Source organism: Shewanella sp. YLB-07, assembly GCF_009377275.1.
Map to the genome: position 1 here is coordinate 436,524 of NZ_VOQB01000005.1, position 21,739 is coordinate 458,262.

Here is a 21,739-nt window from a genome sequence, read left to right on the forward strand (position 1 = left end):
TTAAACCAGATCCCTCTGGGTTGCGGTTTCGGCTTGTGCCTCTAAGCTCAAACCTTCGGTTTCATCGATAAAACGAATAACTTCGTAGAGATAATCGAGCTTACCGGTGGCGATAAAGATCTGCTTTTCAACATTAGGTTTAATTAAGTAACCCAGCTCCACTAAACGCTTAAAGACCAGTTTAATCTGTGCATCAACATTACTACTGCTTGATCCAAAGAGTCGGTAATGACTTATTTTGGCCAGTTGCTCACGAAAAGCTGGAGTGTCTTCAATACGGGTCTGCAACTCAGTGAGTCGCACTGCGATACCTTCAGACAAAGGGGCGTCTTGGCCGCTGCCCTCTTGCACTAAAACCAGCCACTCCACCAGCGGAATAAGCGCATTACAAATATCTTTAAACTGAGACGAGATCACCTTACGTTCGTTGTCACCCAACTGCTGATAACCACAGAAGAAGACTTCGCCCTCACCCGCCGATCCGATAGTGCGATTAATCTGATTCAAATAAGTCTCGACTCGCTCACGGGTATCGGGATTTTTCAAAGCTCGCCAACCATCTTCATCTGTGGTGTGGCAGATAAACTGACCTTTTAATAAACGCTCAATTAGCGCACTCGTACCCACTAACGTGGTTTCGGTTACTTGACTCATTACACCGCCTCCTGAGTAAGTCGCTTGCTAAGTTTTTCGGCGATAGGATTAATTTGTGGTTTAACAACCTGCAATTTTTTAGTCTGCTTATTAATGATATAGCGATTGGCAAACAAGCTAAGTACCTCAGACTCGGGATTAGGGAAGGCGCCCAACACAGAAATATTGTTGTTTTCGCAGGCATCGAATATCTTCTTCACATTACTGTGGTGTAAGGTCCCAAGTTCATCTATGGGCCAATGTATAGTGACATCAGCACGTCCGCGTAATAGGCGTGTGAAGGCCAACAGGAACTTACACAGAATAAGGTAAGCCATACCGTGGCTTGAGGATTCATTTAACTGTCTATCGGTACGGATAATAAGGTCACTATTACCCTCTTTTAAGCGCAGTTCAATTTCAAGCAGTTTTGATATACCACCAGATAACGCGGCGCGACCTATGATGTCGATAGCACGACGCATACTGTTAGTGTAATCCTCACCCGGAAGCTCACTAAAGCCATCAGCCTTCCACTGACGGAACGCTTTGACAAATGCTTCTAGCTCAGGCCAAAATTCAAGTTCACTAATACGCGAGCGGATCTTAACGGCAGACTCAGAAACACCATCGAGGAACAACTCCTCGCCAACCTCTCGGGTGATGCGTGCACTTTGGGTGGCAATACGGCGATCTATGTCGGCAAGCACATCATAGTAAGCAGTCAAGTCAACGCCGAAGATACGGCCTTGCTCTCTCAGTGCCATCATAGATTGCGGCACCATCACATTGAGCAATTGTTCCAGTTGCGGGACCAGTTTGCGGTAGTCGAGGATCTTAATACCTTTGTCATTAACAAAGCTCGACTCTTCCCGTGCACGCTCCCAGGTCTCTGACAGACTCGATCCAGACTTACTGGCAATAACAGAATCAAAATGCTCCACATATTGCTTCACAGATCCTAGTAATGAGTCACGCTTTAACAGCTGATCTTCGCCTTGACGTAAGCGCTCACTCAATCCCCCTTGGGCATCTTCATTATTGGCAGGAAGCTTTAGCTCTGTGAGTTTGCGCATCACACTTCGCAGCTTAGTTAAATTCTCAGAGGCTTCAACTTGCACGGCATCAGAGGATTTACGCTTAGCATCGAGCTCGCTACGCTGTGCCTTAACCTCATTTGATTTAGATTTAAGTTGCTGCTCTAATGCTAATGTGGCTTGCTTAACCGTACTCAGATCTGTTTGCAGCTTAGGCTTGCGCTTTAGCCAAGTATGTTGATACCAATCATCATAACGCAACACTTCGCTACGACGCTGCTCTGATTTACTGATATTAGCTTCAAGTGTGCGAATTTCGGTTTTAAGTGCAACGATTGTAGCTTCATCAATCCCACGAGATTTGAGTTCATTTTTATACCACAGCTCACACGCTTTTTGTTCACTCTTAGCATGGTCTCGCCTATTTTGAATATTGGCTTTAATCTGGCCTAATTGGTTATCAAGCGCACCAACGACCTCTTGCCAGTAGGCATTTTTCTCCATGCGCGCTTCCAACGCTTGCTCTTTTTGTGCTTCCAGCCACTCTTGCTGTTGTTGCTTTAACTGTTTTAACTCATTATCAAGTCGTGCTAACTGCTTTTGTGAAACCGACTTCCGCTCGTTCAAGGCAAGCTGAATCTTCTCCTGCTCTGCACGTTTATCATCAAATAAACGACGCAGATCATCGCGGCTATTTTTATAGGCTGTACGAGAGAAAGTAAGCTCTCTGGCCATAATATCTAGTTCAGCATTGACCGCAACCAGGTGCCCTTCGGCTTCAGTTTGTAGCTCTTTAGCACTGACGAGCAACTCTTCGGCGTTGGCATGCTTGATCCGTAGCTCTTGCTCAGACGCTGCATACTCTGGTGAATCGATCGCTTTGAGATCTAACGCTATACCGTAAAGTGCTTCGAGGTTTTCCCCTGAAATAACGGGGTGCAGATCACTGCGATGCAGCAATTCTGAATTGATCACCTTGCCGAGGGTATTTTCCCAACCATTAGCTTCTTTGCGTAAAAACTCCAACAAGGTGTGTGACTGAGGGAACAGTATATGATGCAGCTCTTCGAGCTCACTTTGACGTTCAGTGACACGAATACCAGTTACTCGTAGGCTTTCATTGGCTTGATCGCGTTTGGCGCGAAGCTTGCGATCTTCAGTAGTAAAACGATCCACCTTGGCATTACACGCTTCTTGCTCTTCATCTGCACGGGTAATTCGCTCATCGAAAATAGCTAGCGCCAGCTTTTCCTCTTCCAAGTAAGTTACGCTATCCACCCGCACTTTTAGCTCTGCAGCTGACAGCTTAAGTTGATACCCTTGCTCACTGAATGTAGACTGCCCTTTGTCAGTGGCCTCACGCCATTGACTCTCTAACGAAGCTAACTCAGCTCGGCCTTGTTCACGCTGTTTATCACGAGACTCCCTTAAACTGTCCTGCTCTTGATGCAAGTTTTCCAACTCTCGGTTAAGCCCTTCACCAATCTTGCTACGGCGAGCGTTATAAGCCGCCTCAATATCTTGGTGCTTTTCGGTTTGTAATTTATGTCGTTCAGATAAATTTTCTAGTGTGCCACGCCAGCTTGGTAGCTGCTCGAGATCCAACTTAGCTCGTTCGATTTCAGCATCTTGAAAAGAGGCATGTTGATCTTCTATCGAGTCCAGTTCATATTCGCACTTAGCAACATCACCCTTTGCAGCCGACAAGTCTAAGTTGAGCTCATCACGCTGCTCTTTCCAATGGTCATCTAGCTCTCTTAACTTTGCATTTAGCGCTTTAGACAAGTCTTGGTGATGCTCTTGCCTTTCAATTTCATCGGTTTCATCTTTGCTGTAACCACGACGTAAACTGGCGAGCCGCTGCTCAGTACTGAGCAGTTGGTCGAACTCTTGCTCTAATTTTTCAAATTCTGGTCGAATAAGCTCAAAGCCCTGAATAAGTTGGCTCTCTTTGATCCAAGATTCAACTTGCTGTGGATTAATGCGCGAACTAGGCGGGTTAACACCATCTTCTTCCAAAATAGCGGCGATCATCGATTTGATCGTCTCCATCTTGCCCTCTTTCGAATGTACTGCTTTGGCGAGTTTCTCAATATGACGCAGGGAATACTCTGATTCACACAAGGAGAACTGACGCGCATAATTGCGTAGCTCAGTGCGATTACTCCCCGTGCTCAACAAGGCTCTATCGTTTTGGATAATAGCCCTAAACTCACGCGTGTTGAGCAAGTTGGTCACAGCAACGCCTGCCCGCTTCATCTCACGGCCAAGTTCAGCCATGGTGAAGCATTGAATATTATCGCCATGCTTTGTCTTAATATAATCATCAAGCTCAAAACCTTTACCGATAAATCGATAATTAACCCCTTTACCATCGCCAGCCGATGCCAATACAGCTTGGTTAAGCTGACCATCGGCACGCTTATATTCATAGATGATAAAGCTAGAGTCATGGGGCAGATACCAACGCTCAAAACTGTCTCGTGTAGAAGGCACGACGCGACTCGGATACTCACCATAAAATACGGGCACTAAACGCTGTAATGTGGTCTTGCCAGAGGCGTTAGTACCACAAATATTGGTGTGTCCATCGAGGGCGAGTTCAACTACGCCAGGTAGGTGTGTATTAATCAGCACAATTCGATTCAAGCTTGACATCTTTTTCCTTATCCAAACATTGCCGCTATTGACGGCAACAGATCACCACAAAGCCGATTTATATGGGATATAAACAGGCTAATCTAATCTATTCAGTTTCAATTTTGAGAGTCTAAAATAAAGCAAACTGACATGCTTGGCAATCGGGGAGTCCCCCGCAAACAGCTGCAGTATTTAGAAGCGGGATCATACGCTAATTTGTATCAAAAAAATGCTTAAGTAAAGCGCAATTAATTTTGAATAACGGATAGGGCTACGCCCAGATAAAGCTATGATGTTGCTACGCCATAAGTACCAAGACGATATTGAAGCTATGATGTCGACTCCGTCTGAAAATCAAAGACGATGCCAACAAGTTGGCGATTAAAAGCGAGATCCTGAAACGAGTTCAGGATGAATAGCAAAGACGACGGGCTTCACCGTAGGAGGGGCTTTAGCCCCGAGGTTCAATCCATCGACTATACTCCCGGCTAAAGCCGGTTCTACAAAGAAGCATCACCTCAGCCTCAACTAGCGCAGCGTCATCTCACCCCACCAGCGAAGCATCATCTCACCCTACCAGCGCAGCATCATCTCGGCCCTACCAGCGCAGCATCATCTCAGCCCTACCAGCGCAGCATCATCTCAGCCCTACCAGCGTAGCGTCGTCTTAGCCACACGGCCAAATCAGCCTCAACTAGACTACTAGCGCCCTAGTATCTCGCTTAGCAAAATAACTCATGGTCTCACCATAGACGACATGCCTAAGCCCAATGATGGCTATCAAATTAGGTAGCGCCATTAATCCGTTGACGGTATCGGCAAGAAGCCAGATAAGATCCAGCTTGATAAAGGCACCAACGGCAATCAGAAATAGAAATAACCCCTGATAGAGTCTAAGTCCTCTGTCGCCCACGAGGTAATACCAGCAACGCTCGCCATAGTAGTGCCAACCCAAGATGGTGGTAAATGCAAAACAAACCAAGGCAATGGTAACGACATATTGACCGGCAATGGGAGAGTTTCCCGCCATAAAGGCCGCGCTGGTCATAGCCGCCCCCGCCGCATCACCGCTCCAGACGCCTGTGATTATCAACACTAAACCCGTCATAGTACAGATGATAATGGTATCGAAGAAGGTGCCGGTCATACTCACTAGCCCCTGCTCCACAGGTTCATCTGTTTTAGCCGCCGCTGCGGCGATAGGCGCGCTACCGAGTCCGGCTTCATTAGAGAATACCCCACGGGCAATACCAATTTTCAGCGCTTGCGCTACAGTAGCCCCCAGAAAGCCGCCTGCGGCAGAGATAGGAGTAAAGGCCGAGGTAATCACCAGATCAAATGCCGGTAGGATCTGATCACTAAAACTAAACAAAATCCCCAAACAAGCAATGATATAAGCTAGCGCCATGCTAGGAACTAACCTTTTAGCCACATTGGCAATACGAGTCACGCCACCGAATGTCACAGCAGCCACCAACAAGGTTAATACAAGGGCTGTCACCCAAGTAGGTACATCGAAGGCGATGGTCATGGCATCACTAATGGCGTTAACTTGGGCGAATGTACCTATGCCAAAAAAAGCTACTGCTACACCGAAGATAGCGAAAACTTTTGCCATCCAGCTAAGTCCTAAACCGCGCTCAATGTAGTACATAGGGCCGCCAGCAATCCGACCTCTTGCATCTGTAGTGCGGTATTTAACAGCGAGCATACATTCGGCATACTTGGTTGCCATTCCGAAAAATGCCGCTAACCACATCCAAAACAGAGCTCCCGGACCACCAATTTTAATCGCGGTGGCGACACCAACAATATTCCCAGTACCAATAGTGGCTGATAACGCGGTACAGAGCGCTGCGAAGGAGGAGAGATCTCCTTTTCCGCTGGCAGGTTTAAACAGAAGCTTCAAGGCAAGAGGCAGATAGAGCACCTGGATAAGTCTCAGTCTGATGGTGAGGTATAAACCTGTACCGACTAATAAACACAAAGTAATAGGCCCCCAAACCAGGGCATTAATTTCAACTAGAAGTGATTCAAAATTCATTGCTATTCTCGATTATTAAACAACAAATTAATAAACGGAAGTGAACAAGAAATGGCTGTAACGCGCCGCAGCCGGACGCAACACTGATAATAGATTAGCATGTGCTAATTAACTATCATAGAGACAAACGACAGGGCTATGCAGTCATCCTCTCCTCTGTCCTTTTGCCTGAGCGTTTCGCGTCTAAGTGGGTAGATAACTTAGGCACTTTCGCCTTCGGCGCCGCATGATAACCTTATAAAATAAAAGCTATTTGCGATCTCTCCAGAGGCTCGTCCAGTAACAGTCCACGCCAATCGTAATTGGCACCTGAAAGAGTGGTTCAGTCATTTTTCAATAAACTAAACTTGCCTCGTCGGTGTGGGGGCTATTCCCCACTCTCCTGCTACCTTCATCCGAACGGATTGCCAAAATAGAGATTGATATTATCTGCTATTTTAGCGGTGGCACAGCATGCATTAATGAGATAAAGCAGACAAGTAGCCAGATCACACTTTTATCATCCACAAGTTGAACGTAGATTTCTTGACCAACCGAGAAGATGTGATGATTTATTGAATATAAGGTGCGAATACTGGATACCCGCACTCTAAAATAATGACTAGCAAAGTTATACTTAGATTAGCTATAACTAAAAATTAAGCTTGCTCGAACTCAGTACGATAGCTTTCGTAATTGCCGACCATGCCTTTGACTAACTCGGCATCATAGGGACGTAAACCGCTCATCACTAATGTCTTAATGCCGGTTCCTACAAGTTTATCACCACTATGCAGCTCAAACTTAAGGGTCACATCTCCTCGTTTACCGTCAATCTTAAGCGCTTGTTCAACCAATGACAGAGTCACTTGTTCGAAATCCAAGGTAGTCAAATCGAAAGACATGCTCTCATAGATCACTAAAGGGCGGGCCGGATTAATCATCACCTGATGCTGTTCCATCATGGGCACTAAAACATGGGTGAAGTTGTGACCAGAGAAAGCAACATAACTGCGAATAAATGACTCTATCTGAGTCTGACAATGTCTCACATCTCCCAGGCGTTCGACTTTCAGATACAACTTGTCCTTGTCATCACGGATCTCAAGTTGCTGCTCGGCAGTTTCGGGAAATTGCAGCTCAACGCCTGCTCCGACCATGCCGGCAAAGTTAAACGTCATTTTCTGACTCAAGCCATACTCACCTAACACCAATGAAAAAAGAAGATCCCCCGGCACACAGAAACGCTTGGCCCCTACGCTGTGGATAGGGTTAAAGTCCTGAGCCACGCCTTTTGCGAAATCACTGGCCTGCTCGGCAAGCACTGTAATGGTTTGATTTTCTTTTTTAAAATAAGGTGTTAAGAACATATTCACTCTATAAATCTGTTGAGATACAAAATAGCAGCACATATTATATCAGATCCGATAAAACACTCACCCGATGACTTAAATTAACTCAAAACCAACTCAAACACTCTCCCCAAGTTTAGTCTCTGTTTAACCCTTGTTTATCTTTAGTTAACAAGTGTAAACACAACCCAACTTAAGTTAATTTTAATACGCAGGCATTAAAATGCGCGAAGAAATGAGAATAACTCCCACTAAGATTACTAATATCAGTTAATCGGTGGTTTTTTTTCTGTATTGCGCAATGGAGTATTTATGCCGCAGCCTAAAACCTTGTCTTTGAGCCTAATTTCGACCGCTCTACTTACCGCCCTATCCGCTCCGGCTTTTGCACAAGAAGCCAAAGAAATTGCAACAATCGCGCCTATCGAGCAGATCAGTATCTTCGGTAAGAAGAACCCACTCAATACCGTACCGGGTAGCGCTCATCTCATCGATGAGGCCGAATTAGATGCCTTCAAGTATTCAGACATCATGCGTACACTCGCCAGCATACCGGGCGTGTATATACAGGAGGAAGACGGCTACGGTCTGAGACCCAATATAGGTATGCGCGGCACGGGGCAGAACCGCACCGAGAAGATCACCATAATGGAAGATGGGGTCCTAGCAGCTCCAGCGCCATACGCATCACCCGCCGCTTACTACTTCCCAACTTCTGGCAGAATGGAATCTATCGAGATCCTTAAAGGCAGCTCGACAGTTAAATACGGACCGCGTACCACAGGTGGAGTGATCAACCTTATTTCACGTCAGATCCCCGAAGAAGAGCTAGCCGGCAAGCTGGATGTGGCGGCTGGCCAGGATGGTTTCGGTAAGCTTCATGCCTATGCAGGCGGCCAAGGTGAACGTGTCGGCGGTGTGATAGACATCTATCGCTATCAGGCCGATGGCTTCAGAGATATCAATGGTGTCGGTGGCGATACCGGATTTAAGAAAAATGATGCCATGGCTAAGATAAGCATTCACTCGGCTGAAGATGCAAAATTTGACCAGGTGTTGGAAGTAAAGCTTAAGTATTCAGATGAAACCTCAAATGAGACCTATATGGGGCTCACAGATGAAGATTTTGCGGCTAATCCATATAGCCGCTACTCGGCATCACAAAAAGATGTGATGGAGACAGAACACACACAGATCCAGATTAACCACATCATAGACTTTAGCGATAACCTGACCTTAGGCACTACGGTTTACCATAACGACTTTAAGCGTAACTGGTATAAGACCAGTAAGATCGATGGAAAGAGCATCAGCGGTGACGGCACTCAAATTGCGGCAGATTTCGATAAAAACCCAACATCCGACGGTCTTGATGTCGACGTCAAAGCCAATAACCGAGCCTACATCTCCCAGGGGATTCAAACTGAGCTTAACTGGTACTTAGGCAATCACGATCTGTCTTTCGGCGCCCGTTACCACGAAGACGAGATGGATAGATACCAGTGGGTGGATACCTATTTTATGGGTTCCGATCAGGTCATGGTTATGACTGAAGCTGGCGTACCAGGTACAGATTCCAACCGCGTAGATAGCGCCGAAGCCTTAGCCCTATATGTTCAAGACAAGATCCAACTCGGAGACTTCAACATCACAGCCGGCGTTCGCTACGAAGATGTCACAACCAGACGCATCGACTGGGGCAAGACAAATCCAGGCCGTGATGGCGAGCCAGATACAGATATCAGTAACAGCTTTTCGGCCTGGTTGCCGTCACTTTCTGCTACTTACCAGATCAACAGCGAATGGCTAGTCTTAGCCGGCGTGCAGAAAGGCTTTGCACCTGCCGCTCCGGGTAACGCCGAACGCCAGGAAGAGGAAAGCTGGAATTATGAGGCTGGTGCACGTTATAACGCCGGTGCATTAACTTCTGAAGCCATCTTCTTCTACAGTGATTACAGCAACATGCACGGAGACTGCTCAGCTTCGAAAGGCTGTGATGATGACAGTATTGGCAATCAATACAACGGCGGTGAAGTCGATGTTAAAGGGCTCGAGTTTAGCTTGGCCTATAACTTCAACAACGAAGGTGACATTAATTTCCCGGTGAAACTCGCCTACACTTACACCAGTGCCGAATTTGCTAACAGCTTCGAATCGGATTTCGATCCATGGGGCAGAGTCGAGGAAGGCTACAAACTGCCTTACCTACCCGAAAATATGTTATTTGCATCGGCAGGCGTCAAAGCCGACAGCTGGGAGCTAACATTGGCGGCACGTTATACCGATGAGGTAAGAACCGTGGCGGGTCAAGGCGAGATAGCTCAAGAAAATCTTATCGAAGCCAAAACCATAGTCGACCTATCGGGACGTTATTTCATCTCTGACGCACAAGAGGTGTACCTAACCGCAGAAAACCTATTTGACACTGAGTATGTGACCACCAAGATCCACGGTTCAAACTTTGCGGGTAAGCCGATGACTGTCACAGTGGGTTACTCTTACAAATTTTAATCTAGATAGATAAGGCCATATCCAGCTGGTTTATATGGTTATACCTTAGATATTATTCTTATATGTGAATTTAGAGTGTCAATAACACCGATTTACCACTAAAGACGAATAAAATTTACACTTTAAAAAAGGTGAGCCATTGGCTCACCTTTTTTATTTCTTTTTCTTGCCATCATACTAATTTAAAAGAAAATATACCCTCCAGTAAGTTTTAACCCCTCATCTACACTATTTACTATTTCTTTACGTTTGTTGATCTTTATCAAAAACCAAATGATAATAGTTTGCATTATTGAAATCAGTTACATAGAATCGCCCCAAATTTAATAACCCTTTAATAACAACAGGGAAGAGAATGATGAAGAAGACCATAATTGCTAGCGCTTTGTTTGGCATTTTAGCCTCTCAGACTGCATTTGCATCTGATGAGACTCAAGAGCTACGTAAAGTCATTGAGCAACAACAGAAAGTACTGAAAGATCTTGAAAGACGCCTAGATGCAACCGAGCAGCGCGTCGAGAAGACAGCCGACGTAGTAGAAGCGACAGCAGAGTCAAAGAGTGCCACAACACTTGGTGGTTATGGTGAACTTCACTACAACAACATCACAGATAACCAGTCAGGCAAAGATAAGAAAGCGATAGACTTCCACCGTTTCGTGCTATTCGTCGGCCATGAGTTCAGCGAAAGCACACGTTTCTTCTCTGAATTAGAAGTTGAGCACTCAATTTCGGGTGAAGGCAAGAAAGGTGAAGTTGAGCTGGAGCAGGCTTACATTGAGCATGATTTCAACCAAATGCTAACCGGTAAAGCGGGTTTATTCCTGATGCCAGTGGGTATCATCAACGAGACTCACGAGCCACCAGCATTCTACGGTGTTGAGCGTAACCCAGTTGAAAAAAATATTCTTCCTGCAACTTGGTGGGAAGCCGGTGCTGCCCTTAATGTTAAAGCAGCTCCAGGTCTTGCATTCGACGGTGCTATCACTTCAGGTCTATATGTTGATGAGACATATAGCATTCGCGGCGGACGTCAAAAAGTATCTAAGGCAAAAGCTGATGATCTGGCTTACACTGCACGCGTAAAATACACTGCGGTTCCAGGTCTAGAGCTTGCAGCTACCGCTCAGTACCAGTCAGATTTAACTCAGGGCGCTGGCGGTGTTGATACTGCTTCTGCAGTCATGCTTACTGCACACGCTATCTACAGCATTCAAGATTTTACAGTTAAAGCCCTTTATGCTCAGTGGGATATCGATGGCAAAGAAGCTGAAGCCTTAGGTCGTGACGATCAGAATGGTTGGTACATTGAACCAGCTTACCGCTTCAACGAAAGCTTCGGTATCTTCGCGCGTTACAACGAGTATGACAACAATGCCGGTAACAACGACGACACTAAGATCACTCAGACTAATGTCGGCGTGAACTACTGGTTACACGAAAACGTCGTGTTCAAGGCTGACTACGAGAAAGTTGGCGGCGCTAAAGATTCTGACGGCTTCAACCTAGGTGTAGGTTACCAGTTCTAAATAGTAGAACCAAGACAAGCACTCATTAGTCAATGAGCGCAATTATGAGTGCCCTTTATCGGGCACTCATCTATATTTTAACTAGTTTTAGTCATTTCCTTCTCTCGCATCCGAGTCTAATATGAAGTTAACCTCTCTTTGCCTCTTAGCTTTCTCATTCATTGTTAGCTTATCCTTCAGTCAATCCGCTCAAGCTCGCGGCGTTTATCAGGAACCAGATGACTTCATCAGCCAGGCCTTCAACGCCCCTACCCCCAAGGCAAAAGTCTTCTGGATAGACGATGAGGCACAGGATGTTATCGAAGAGATCCTGTCACATAGATTCAAGAAGATGCGCTTAAGGTATTGGCAACAAGAGTCTGAAACTGTTTGGATTTTAGAAGAGATAGGTAAAGAATCCCCCATCACCGTGGGTATTCATATTAAAGATCAGGCAATCGCCCAAACTAAGGTACTGGTTTACAGAGAGAGCCGAGGCGATGAAGTCAGGCATGATTTCTTTACTGATCAATTTAAATCCGCCAAACTAAAGGACGATTTAAAATTAAATCAGCACATAGATGGCATCACTGGTGCGACTCTGTCAGTCAGAGCCTTGACTAAACTGTCTCGCATCGCATTATGGTTAGATGCCCACGTCACCAAAAGTTAAGCTAAAAGTTTGGCTGTGATGCAGGAGGCTGGGCCAACGACAAACGATTAAGACAATAAGAATGACTCAAAAGCATCACAGTAATCGAAACAATAGTCAAAAACAGAAAAGCCACACCAAAAGGCTAGGAAAAAAGTTAGCCAAACAACTTCGCCCCTGGCATAGACGATTAGGCATTTTCTGTGCCCTGTTCATCATGCTAATGGCCATTACCGGCGTTGTTATCAACCATAGCAATCATCTATCCATAGATTCAGCTCCCGTGCAACAAGCCTGGCTATTGGACTATTATGGTATCACCCCACCAAACAAGCTTGTTATCTATCAGGCCCTGCCCCTCAGTCTTGCCAGCTCTGACAACTTAGTCTGGATACAACATCGGCTAGCCGTCGAAGCCGACTCACCCATTAAAGGCATGATAACTGTAGGCAAGATGATACTCGCCGTCGATTCGAATAATCTCTACATGGTGTCACAGGATGGCGAGCTTATGGAAAAACAAGATGCCTCCATGGGCTTACCCAGAGGCATAGAAGCCATAGGTTTCGATGGCCAAATTTGGCTAAAGACGCAAGGTGGCTACTTTATGGCAGATGATGACCTTATCGAATGGACCAAGGCCATGCCATTTGCACCAATCCTCTGGTCACAGGCCCTGGATACGCCAGCCGCTCAAGCTGAATCGGATACTATCTCTTTACTGGCCCGCTCGAGTCACCTCACCTGGGAACGTGTGATATTAGACATTCATAGCGGACGCTTCTTCGGCTCATTCGGCCCCTGGTTTATGGACCTGGTGGCACTCTCGTTGATCGTCATGGCGATATCGGGAATATATTTATGGGTACAAGGAAGGCCAAAAAAGAAGGCTCGAGTTTCTAGGTACTAGCGCCTAATTACTCGCACTTCTGAGACATTTTCCACATAAAAAATGCCGAAAATGTTCCCAACATTTTCGGCATATTTATATGCTTACAATCGCTTACTAGCTTGTCGATTCACAAGGTCAGTGTTTAAAGCGTGTATCTGATACCTACGGCTACGCCATCATCTTCCGAGATAGACATTTTCGCCTCTTGCTCCTTGTCTGCACTGGTAAAATCACTAAAATCTTTACGGGCTTCTACATACAGCACTGTGTTCACATCCCAAACGTAGTGCAAGCCAGCAACGACGAACTGACGCTTAAACACATCTTTAGGATCTGCACTATTTGGCTGAATAACGTAATCGCTACCCGCATCTAAGATGTTATAGGAGATAAATGGGCGTAGGCCATTATCAAACTTATATGAGAACAGAGATTCGATACCATAAGAGTCTTTAATTAGACGGCCTAGGTTATCGGTATCGTGATTTTCATTCTTGTTGAAGTTTGCGGCTGCATAGAAGCCCTGGTTATCGAAGCCTCCCCAGGTGGCGCCGACACCATAAATAAGATCGGTTGCAGTGATCATTTCACCGGTATTAAAAGCCACTTCAAACTCACCACGGTTAACACCAGCGGTTAACGTGAGCTTATCTGTAGCCAGATATGTGATAGCACCACCGTAAGTGTAATCATAATGAACCTCTTGTGACTCTTCATTAGCCTTCCAACGTTCTTCACAATCAGTGCTAAGGCCTTGTGTTGCCTCACAGGTATAAAAAATATCGTGTTTTAACTGAGCTTGAAGTGCGAAACTCACATCATCGAAACTATTACGGTATTGAACCACCTTATCACCGCGGCCTGTACCATTTATCGCACCATCGGCCTTATTATAGGTATAGACACCCGCCGCGTTACCGTCCCATACGAAACCATAGTTAGTGTTATAAACAACGTCGTACCAGGCGCCCCACTGTTTACCTATGCTTAAAGTACCGTACGTATCATGGCCAATACCGACATAACCAAGACGGTTATTTAAAAAGTCTCCGCTCTTAGACTCGAAGTTACTTTCACTGCTATAAACAATCTCACTGTTACCAAATGGGTTAACACCCCACTCCAGCTTAGTAAACGCTTTCCAACCATCACTCATTTCACGAGTGAAACCAAAGTTAATCCGTGACGCGCCGTTAACGACTTCTGTAGCGCCTTGAGTATTGATGACACGTGCGTCAATGAATCCACCAATCTCCACTGCGTTCTTGTCATCTTTATAAATTTCGATTGCCGCTACTGACGGGGCAAAAATAGCGGCCGATAACGCCGTTGCTAGTAAAGTTTTTCTCATGTAACGCCTAACCTTAGTGGTTTATTCCTCTATGGTTACAGAGATTAACAAAAGATCACCAATCACTCAAAGGTGTTTACCAGCTAAATACATGCCTCCTTCGTTTACCAGATAAGACTTAACATAAAAGCTGGGCCACTTATTGCCCGCTGGGCAAGATCTTGCTCAGCGCTGGGCCATATATTGCCCAGATAAAATATCATTTCCTATCTATGCTTTTTAATTCAATAGGTTACTTTATTGGCATAGTGTTTGCTCTTTATCAGGCCGTGGCCACAACAAATGAACTTAAAAATAATTTTTAACTTAAGGAATAACCATGCCAACTCCATGTTATATCTCCATCAAGGGTCAGACCCAAGGGCACATTACTGCAGGAGCTTTCACTGCCGATTCAGTCGGTGACATTTTCGTTGAAGGCCACGAAGATGAGATGCTGGTTCAGGAATTCGACCACATAGTCACAGTCCCGACAGATCCACAGTCGGGCCAGCCTTCGGGTCAACGCATTCACAAACCGTTCAAGTTTACCGTCGCCCTGAATAAAGCGGTGCCTCTGATGTATAACTCTCTGGCTTCGGGTGAAAAGATCTCAGAAGTTGAGCTTAAATGGTACCGCACCTCAGTGGAAGGCAAGCAAGAGCACTTCTTCAGCACTAAGCTTGAAGGTGCCACCATCATAGACATCCAATGCCATATGCCCCATTGCCAAGACAATGCGAAGTCTGATTTCACTCAGCTGCTAACCGTTTCTATGGCCTATCGCAAGATTGATTGGGACCATGTTACCGCCGGAACATCCGGTGCCGATGATTGGCGCAAACCGATCGAGGCTTAAGCCTTAGCTTAATACTAAGAATTTGCCTACAGACCTTCACCCTATGCCTGTAGGCAGATATGTCCTGTGCTTTTTTACTCCTTTTTAATGGCGCAAGGCAAAGATTTACCTGCTAATCAGTTTAACCCACAGGTAAATACGCTTCCCTCCCAGAACTGGTCCTTTTGGGAGGGGAGCACCCATCAAATTGCATATAGGATATTGCGATGTCACCAGTGGAAAATGGATTATGTTATCGGTTTAGCGCCGAAGGTGTGAGTGATGACAGTTTTAATGTATTGGCATTTGACTTTATTGAGGGCTTATCCTCACCATTCGAGGTTAAGTTAACCCTACTGAGTCGACTGGATAACCTTAGCCCAGTGTCGATTGTCGACCAGAATGGCTTATTAAGCTGGTATCAAGATGGCGAACTGAAACGTCAGGTTCACGGCATCGTCAGTCAGTTCAGTAAAGCCAACACTGGCCATCATCATACCCAATATCACATTACTCTAGTGCCAGCCCTATCCAGATTAACGCTGCGACAAAACAGCCGTATCTTCCAACAGAAAAGCGTGCTTGAAATTATTGCCACTGTGCTCACCGAGATGGGTATCAAGGATTACGCGTTCAGTTGTGAGGCCAGATTTGAGTCTGAAGTGCGAGAATATTGCGTCCAATACCGAGAAAACGATTTCAACTTTATCTCACGTTTAGCTGCTGAAGTGGGCCTATTCTATTATTTTCAGCACAGTGAAAAAGCGCATACCTTAGTCTTCAGCGACAATACAGATAAACAGTCAAAATTAGATACACCATTTCCCTACAACGCCACCAGTGGCGGCGCAACGGATGCTCCCTTTATCGGCTCATTTAGCTATCGCCACCAAATAAGACCCGCAAGTGTCACGCTCAAAGACAACAGCTTCAAGAAGCCTCAATACAGCTTTCTACAGACCAGCACAGGAAAATCACTGGAGTACCAGCGGCCCGATTATGAACACTTCGACTATCCCGGTCGTTATAAGGACGATGAAACAGGTATTCCCATTACGAGAGTGCGCCAAGAATACCTACGCCGTGATGCGCAGTTAGCTACAGGGCGCAGTAACATAATGCAGAGCATCAGTGGCTGCAAATTTGACTTAATGGGTCATAACGATACCGCACTCAATTGCGACTGGCTTTTCGTCACGGTTCAACATAGAGGCGAGCAAGGTGCTGCGGCGGAAGAGGCAAACACCCAGAGCGTCACCACATATAACAACGAATTTACCGTCATTCCAGGCAACGCACCATGGCAGGCGACACCTAAGTCTAAACCTCTGGTCACAGGTCCCCAGAGTGCGACTGTGGTTGGCCCCAAAGATGAAGAAATCTTCTGTGATGAATTTGGCCGGGTAAAAGTGCAGTTTCCCTGGGACAGATACGGTTTTAGCGATGACAAGTCCAGCTGTTGGGTACGTGTCAGCCAAGGTTGGTGCGGTGGACAATATGGCATGGTGGCCATCCCCAGAATAGGTCATGAAGTCATCATCAGTTTCTTAGAGGGCGACCCCGATCAGCCTATTATCACAGGCCGTACCTTTCATAGTATCAATCAGGTGCCTTACCCCCTGCCTGCAAACAAAACCCGCACCGTACTCAAAACCCAAACCCATAAGGGAGAAGGCAGTAACGAGTTGCGCTTCGAAGATGAAGCTGACAGGCAAGAAATATACCTCCATGCCCAGAAGGACATGAACACTCTGGTTGAAAATGACCTAAGCCAACATATCAAACACGATTCCCATCTGGATATAGAGAACGAGCGCTTTACCCGTATCAAGAATAATGACCACCTAACCGTCTCGGCAGACAGTCTCACTTTAGTGAAACAAGATGCCTGTGTGAATGTTGAAGGTAAGCAAAACAGCAAAGTCGGTAAAAAATCGATATTGGAAGTCGGCACCGAAGTTCATCTGAAAGCCGGCACGAAAATCGTTATCGAGGCCGGTGCCGAGTTGACGCTTAAAGCCGGTGGCAGTTTCCTCAAAATCGACCCTGCAGGCGTCCACTTGGTCGGCGCAGCCATTAATCTCAATTCAGGTGGCGGCGCGAACGCAGGAAGCGGTTATAGCGGCCAGTTGGCTGCCCTGCCTGGTAATGTCGAAGCCGCAGTCTTGCCGCCTCCCATGGGGAAGGTTGATTTAAGCGCATTACTTGTTGCCGATACTTTTTCTGCTCCCATGGTAAAAGTGTGCCCTCTATTAGGGGCTGATAAATAGTGTTAAAACAGTGGATTGAAAGTCAGCAACAAGCGGTTTATCTTTTGGTTGACCTGTTATCACAACCTGAATTACTGCCGCTATTTTGTCGACTAGGTGGTGAGGACGCGCAGCCTTTGTTTCAACAGGCGGAGTTTGAAGAGCATAAAGAGAAAGGTCCCTGGTTATTACCCTTGTCACAATTGATAAAAAAAGATCCGGATATTCTGACAGAATATCCTTCATTAACAGGTGCTTGGTTAAGCAGCTCACATAGCCCCGAAGCAATATCCAAACATTTACAAAGTTTATTACTGGCTGTTTATGAAGGCGAGGCGGTACTTTTCCGCTATTACGATATCAATGTATTGGCGCCTTTTCTCTCCTCGTTGACACCTGTTAAACAAGAGGAGTTTATGGGGCCAATTCATCACCTTGCCATGGAGCATGACCAGCATTGGCTGAACTTTAGCAATAATCAAATCAGGGCATATGATGCATCCCGCGATGTCCCTTGGTGGTATCTCAGCCCCGAGCAATTAGCTTCCCAAAGTAATCTACCTAGGCATGTATATACCATCGAACGTCAACTATGGCAGCAGTTGCATCCGTTAATGTGCATGCAACCTATGAGAAAAGAGATCATTGAATCTGCAATCATCTCGGCAAAACAAGAGAACATGGATGAGTTCGATATCCCTATGTGGGCTGCTGCCCAGCTAGGGAAAAGTGTGAATTACTCACCCGAAGGGATAGTACTGGGTATGAAATTAAATCAGCAAGAGAGTCTGACTCTAGCAAGATGGATGAAAAGTGTATGAGTAATCAACATTGTATCGCTTGTGAACAGTCAGACCACTGGATTGAAATTGATATTCGCGATGAGAATAATCATCCTTTTCAAGGCATTAAGGCATTCATCACGGACAGTGGCGGCAATAGCCAAGAGGTAACCCTCACAGGTCGACCACAGCTGCTGAACAATCTCGCTCCAGGTATTGTCACCATTACACTAGACACAGAACCTTGGCTGACTGAATCCATGACTAGGAAGCCACGACTCGAAAGCGAAGATAATCAGGTTGTGAGTTATTCAGAGCAAAAAAATGGCTTCAGTGATACGCCAAAAAACTACTTACATTTAACCAGCGGCGATCTTGTTACCGAGCCACCCAAAACACCACTTCCAGAGCGCCATCAAGCAAGTAAAGGTGACAGCGGTGAATATGAACTCTTTACCAACAAATCTTATGTGTTGGAGGTAAAGGCGTTTAATTGGCTTACCGTGCGCATGGGACTGTTCTTTGATGGCACGGGTAATAATACCGCCAATGCCCTGTGGGGCCGTGAGCAACGAGAGCAACACGTAAATAAGTGGATGCAAAAATGCGGCGCCAATAGCCCTGAAGCGTTGCAGGCCATGCGTGATGCTTGCGAAGCTCCAGATAACAGCGTTGAGGTCGAAGGCAGCGCAACTAACGGACTCACCAATATCCAGAAGTTAAGAGATCTCTATATCGATAGAAGCTACCCAGAAGACTCTTTATATCAAATTGGCCTCTATGTTCATGGTATTGGTACCTCTCTTGAAGCTCCAACCAGTCAAGGGATTGATGGTGACAGTGCAGTTGGCAGCGGCATGGGGCGGGGCGAGACAGGAGTTGAATCACGAGTCGAATTTGGTTATACCGAAATTATTGATAACTTTAAATTCAGTCATTGGCCAAACATACAAAGCGATTATGACGGCATAGGCAAATTCGAATTCGATACTTTCGGCTTCAGCCGTGGTGCCGCCGCCGCTCGCCACTGTGTCAACCAGATATTATTGGAAGAGGATAACCCAGTAGCTAAGTACATCGAAGAAACGCTATCCGATATCAGGCTACATCCACATTTCGACTGGCAAGATAACCAGTACTGCTACATCAACTTTGTCGGTATTTTCGATACCGTTGCAGCAATCATCACCGGCCTTGATGGTTTCGATGGGGCTCACGATGATGACAATGGATCCGTTAAGCTTTATCTGGACCCCAAACGTGTCGGTAAAGTGGTGCATTTAACCGCGCATCCCCAAGATGAATTTCGCTATAACTTCTCACTCAATCGCCTCAATAATGCCTCCAGTAACCCAAGCAGTGATTTTGTTGAAATCACGTTACCAGGTGTACACTCCGATATCGGCGGCGGTTATCCTTCACGGCATTTCTTTTCTGGAAAATTACAAAAGTACGATCCCTTTTTCACCGATTCTAAGTTAGTGGCAATAGAGCGCAGCAGTTACCGTAGCAAATGGGGAACCACTACTGAAGAAGCGATGAAAAAGACAAAAGCCTATGAGAGAATACAGCAAGAAAAGCAGCGATTAATAAATAATAATTGGTGTCAGGAGCAAGACTTAAGCATTACACATCGCACCTATCGAGGTCAGCGAGGCAGAGAGCCGAGTATCATCATTAATTTGATTATGTCTCGTATAGTCGAAGGCGACTTATCTCGGTTAGCACTAAGGTTAATGGCGGGGTTAGCTGAATTTAAAGGAGTAAAACTTGATACTAAAAAAGAAAGCGTTTGGACTGATGATGATAATTATGTTATCACCGACTTTAATGACAATTACCAAGTACTAGATCAATCTTTTGCTAATATCAGTCAGCAAGTACTGGAGCAAGCTAAGCAAGGTAAAGTGCTGCCCTTGTTACTCGATGATAAATTTCATCGAGCCTTAAGGCCTCATTTTATTCACCATAGTTCAGGTTTTGAAATCTTAGGGGGCTTGATTACGCCCAATGTCCCCAATGAGAATTTTGTGCGCACTTCATACTCTTGTAAGCAAGGAGCATAATGATACTAGTAGATAGAAATAGGATGATTCCATATTTTTTTAGGATCAAGAAATTAAAGCAAGTTGTTATGGTACTGCTATCACTATTTTTTTTCCAAGCATGCGCTGGAGGAGAAGCCAATATTGATTTAAAAGACGGCTCTACTTGGCGCATTTATGCCACAGCCCCATTTTATTATGATGTTTATGTAGAGCAAGTGAATACATATAACGACAATTTAGGTTGGGCAACATCTCATACTAGGCTCAATCGCTCTTATGATTCTCGGGCAGAGAGAATTAAGGAAGCTAAATTCTCACACTGGACATTTGACCCTTTTAGTTTGGAGCTATACGGCAATTATGTGAATAGCGCACAAACTATTTCCCCAAAAGTGAATGCGCCTGAGCAAGTATTTATTGCTTGGCTGTCGTTAGCTGAGGGGAAATATTATCAGCTGGACTATTTTTTAAGTCCGGAGTTGCGGCAAACAATGCTGCATAATCTGTTATATAAAGACAAAGATGGCCTCGGCTGCGGCAGTATTTTGTTGTTCGGTTTTATTCCAGGGGGTGAAGCAAATGTTTGGCTGGGCGCTTGCGGGAAATACACTTTTATTGAGCGAGTCAAAGCACTGATGGGCCCTTTTGATGAGAGTTACTTTGGTAAAGGACATCAAAGCCGTTTATATCCAGGATTAATCCGTCGCCAAAAAGAAAGAGCAGAGGCAGATGGCGTCACCCTTTTTCCTATTCCTCCTGAGCGCTTAGAGCATATGCGTAATAGTAATACTGCGCCCGGTTCCCCAGTATTATTAACTAAAAAGTCACCAGTTCCAAAACTCACACATTGCTGGGCTGAAAAACCCTATAACCTCAAAGTTAAACTTGAGATAGGATCGCCGCAACATCAGCTATCAAGGCGTATTTGGAATAATGCCTATGACTTCGCGGTAAAAGTCCGTTACCTCGATACAGGTATTCATCTAGCCTGGCAAGAAGCCGAAGAGAAAGGATTCAATGACCAGCAAAGAGAATTATGGGTGCTTGCCAGATTGAGTGCTCAAGGCCAAGTAGCAGCGACTCAGATTGCAAAGGGACTCGAACTCAATTCGGCTGAAGTGAAGCAAGTACAAAGCTGGGCCGATGATTTTTGTCGCGCAGATAGTAAATTATCTAGTTCGAGTCAGAATGAAACTCATTTTGAATAAAGCATCTTGAATAAAGTCATCTCGAATCAAGCAATAA

Annotated in this window: 14 protein-coding genes and 2 riboswitches; of the genes, 9 read left to right on the forward strand and 5 right to left on the reverse strand. The window is 45.5% G+C overall.

What is annotated here, in order from left to right; all coding sequences use genetic code 11:
- From FS373_RS13880 to FS373_RS13895, 4 genes are all read right to left on the reverse strand, one after another.
- Positions 1–654 (reverse strand): hypothetical protein, encoded by a 654-nt coding sequence (locus FS373_RS13880; protein WP_144048016.1) that lies wholly within the window; start codon positions 652–654, stop codon positions 1–3.
- The gene (locus FS373_RS13885; protein ID WP_152829646.1) at positions 654–4,328 is read right to left on the reverse strand and encodes an ATP-binding protein; all 3,675 of its coding nucleotides are present in this window, start codon (positions 4,326–4,328) and stop codon (positions 654–656) included. Before FS373_RS13885 ends, FS373_RS13880 begins: the two co-directional genes overlap by 1 nt.
- A 676-nt stretch (positions 4,329–5,004) precedes the next feature.
- Complete coding sequence (locus FS373_RS13890) at positions 5,005–6,354, reverse strand: alanine/glycine:cation symporter family protein (RefSeq protein WP_152829647.1); 1,350 nt, start codon at positions 6,352–6,354, stop codon at positions 5,005–5,007.
- 146 nt (positions 6,355–6,500) lie between these two features.
- Positions 6,501–6,632: riboswitch (glycine riboswitch) on the reverse strand.
- Between the two features lie 8 nt (positions 6,633–6,640).
- Positions 6,641–6,749: riboswitch (glycine riboswitch) on the reverse strand.
- 243 nt (positions 6,750–6,992) lie between these two features.
- Positions 6,993–7,703 carry a DUF3581 domain-containing protein gene (locus FS373_RS13895; protein WP_144048019.1) on the reverse strand — a complete coding sequence of 237 codons (711 nt, stop codon included), beginning with the start codon at positions 7,701–7,703 and terminating at the stop codon, positions 6,993–6,995.
- Positions 7,704–7,997: 294 nt separating this feature from the next.
- Here FS373_RS13895 and FS373_RS13900 point away from each other — a divergent pair, with 294 nt between their 5' ends.
- From FS373_RS13900 to FS373_RS13915, 4 genes are all read left to right on the forward strand, one after another.
- Positions 7,998–10,196 carry a TonB-dependent receptor family protein gene (locus FS373_RS13900; protein ID WP_144048020.1) on the forward strand — a complete coding sequence of 733 codons (2,199 nt, stop codon included), beginning with the start codon at positions 7,998–8,000 and terminating at the stop codon, positions 10,194–10,196.
- Positions 10,197–10,554: 358 nt separating this feature from the next.
- Entirely contained in the window at positions 10,555–11,724 is a 1,170-nt protein-coding gene (locus tag FS373_RS13905; RefSeq protein WP_185977090.1) for a porin, read from the forward strand.
- A 121-nt stretch (positions 11,725–11,845) separates the two neighbouring features.
- Positions 11,846–12,376, forward strand: a complete 531-nt coding sequence (locus FS373_RS13910) for an FMN-binding protein (protein WP_144048022.1) — start codon at positions 11,846–11,848, stop codon at positions 12,374–12,376.
- A gap of 61 nt (positions 12,377–12,437) precedes the next feature.
- Entirely contained in the window at positions 12,438–13,265 is an 828-nt protein-coding gene (locus FS373_RS13915) for a PepSY-associated TM helix domain-containing protein (RefSeq protein WP_144048023.1), read from the forward strand.
- 124 nt (positions 13,266–13,389) lie between these two features.
- On the opposite strand, the gene FS373_RS13920 is transcribed toward FS373_RS13915, so the two are convergent.
- A complete protein-coding gene (locus tag FS373_RS13920; RefSeq protein WP_152829648.1) occupies positions 13,390–14,598 on the reverse strand; it encodes a porin in 1,209 nt (402 codons plus the stop codon).
- Between the two features lie 319 nt (positions 14,599–14,917).
- Between FS373_RS13920 and FS373_RS13925 the strand changes: the two genes are divergently transcribed.
- The 5 genes from FS373_RS13925 to FS373_RS13945 all read left to right on the forward strand — a co-directional run bounded on the left by FS373_RS13925 (position 14,918) and on the right by FS373_RS13945 (position 21,702).
- Positions 14,918–15,436, forward strand: coding sequence for an Hcp family type VI secretion system effector (locus FS373_RS13925; RefSeq protein WP_144048025.1), 519 nt, complete (start codon positions 14,918–14,920; stop codon positions 15,434–15,436).
- Between the two features lie 206 nt (positions 15,437–15,642).
- On the forward strand, positions 15,643–17,685 hold the full coding sequence (locus FS373_RS13930; protein WP_152829649.1) for a type VI secretion system Vgr family protein: 2,043 nt from the start codon (positions 15,643–15,645) through the stop codon (positions 17,683–17,685).
- Positions 17,685–18,485 (forward strand): DUF4123 domain-containing protein, encoded by an 801-nt coding sequence (locus tag FS373_RS13935; protein WP_152829650.1) that lies wholly within the window; start codon positions 17,685–17,687, stop codon positions 18,483–18,485. The genes FS373_RS13930 and FS373_RS13935 overlap by 1 nt, the downstream gene beginning before the upstream one ends.
- Positions 18,482–20,512 (forward strand): T6SS phospholipase effector Tle1-like catalytic domain-containing protein, encoded by a 2,031-nt coding sequence (locus tag FS373_RS13940; RefSeq protein ID WP_194165850.1) that lies wholly within the window; start codon positions 18,482–18,484, stop codon positions 20,510–20,512. Before FS373_RS13935 ends, FS373_RS13940 begins: the two co-directional genes overlap by 4 nt.
- Entirely contained in the window at positions 20,512–21,702 is a 1,191-nt protein-coding gene (locus FS373_RS13945) for a DUF2931 family protein (protein ID WP_152829652.1), read from the forward strand. The genes FS373_RS13940 and FS373_RS13945 overlap by 1 nt, the downstream gene beginning before the upstream one ends.
- Positions 21,703–21,739: the final 37 nt, after the last annotated feature.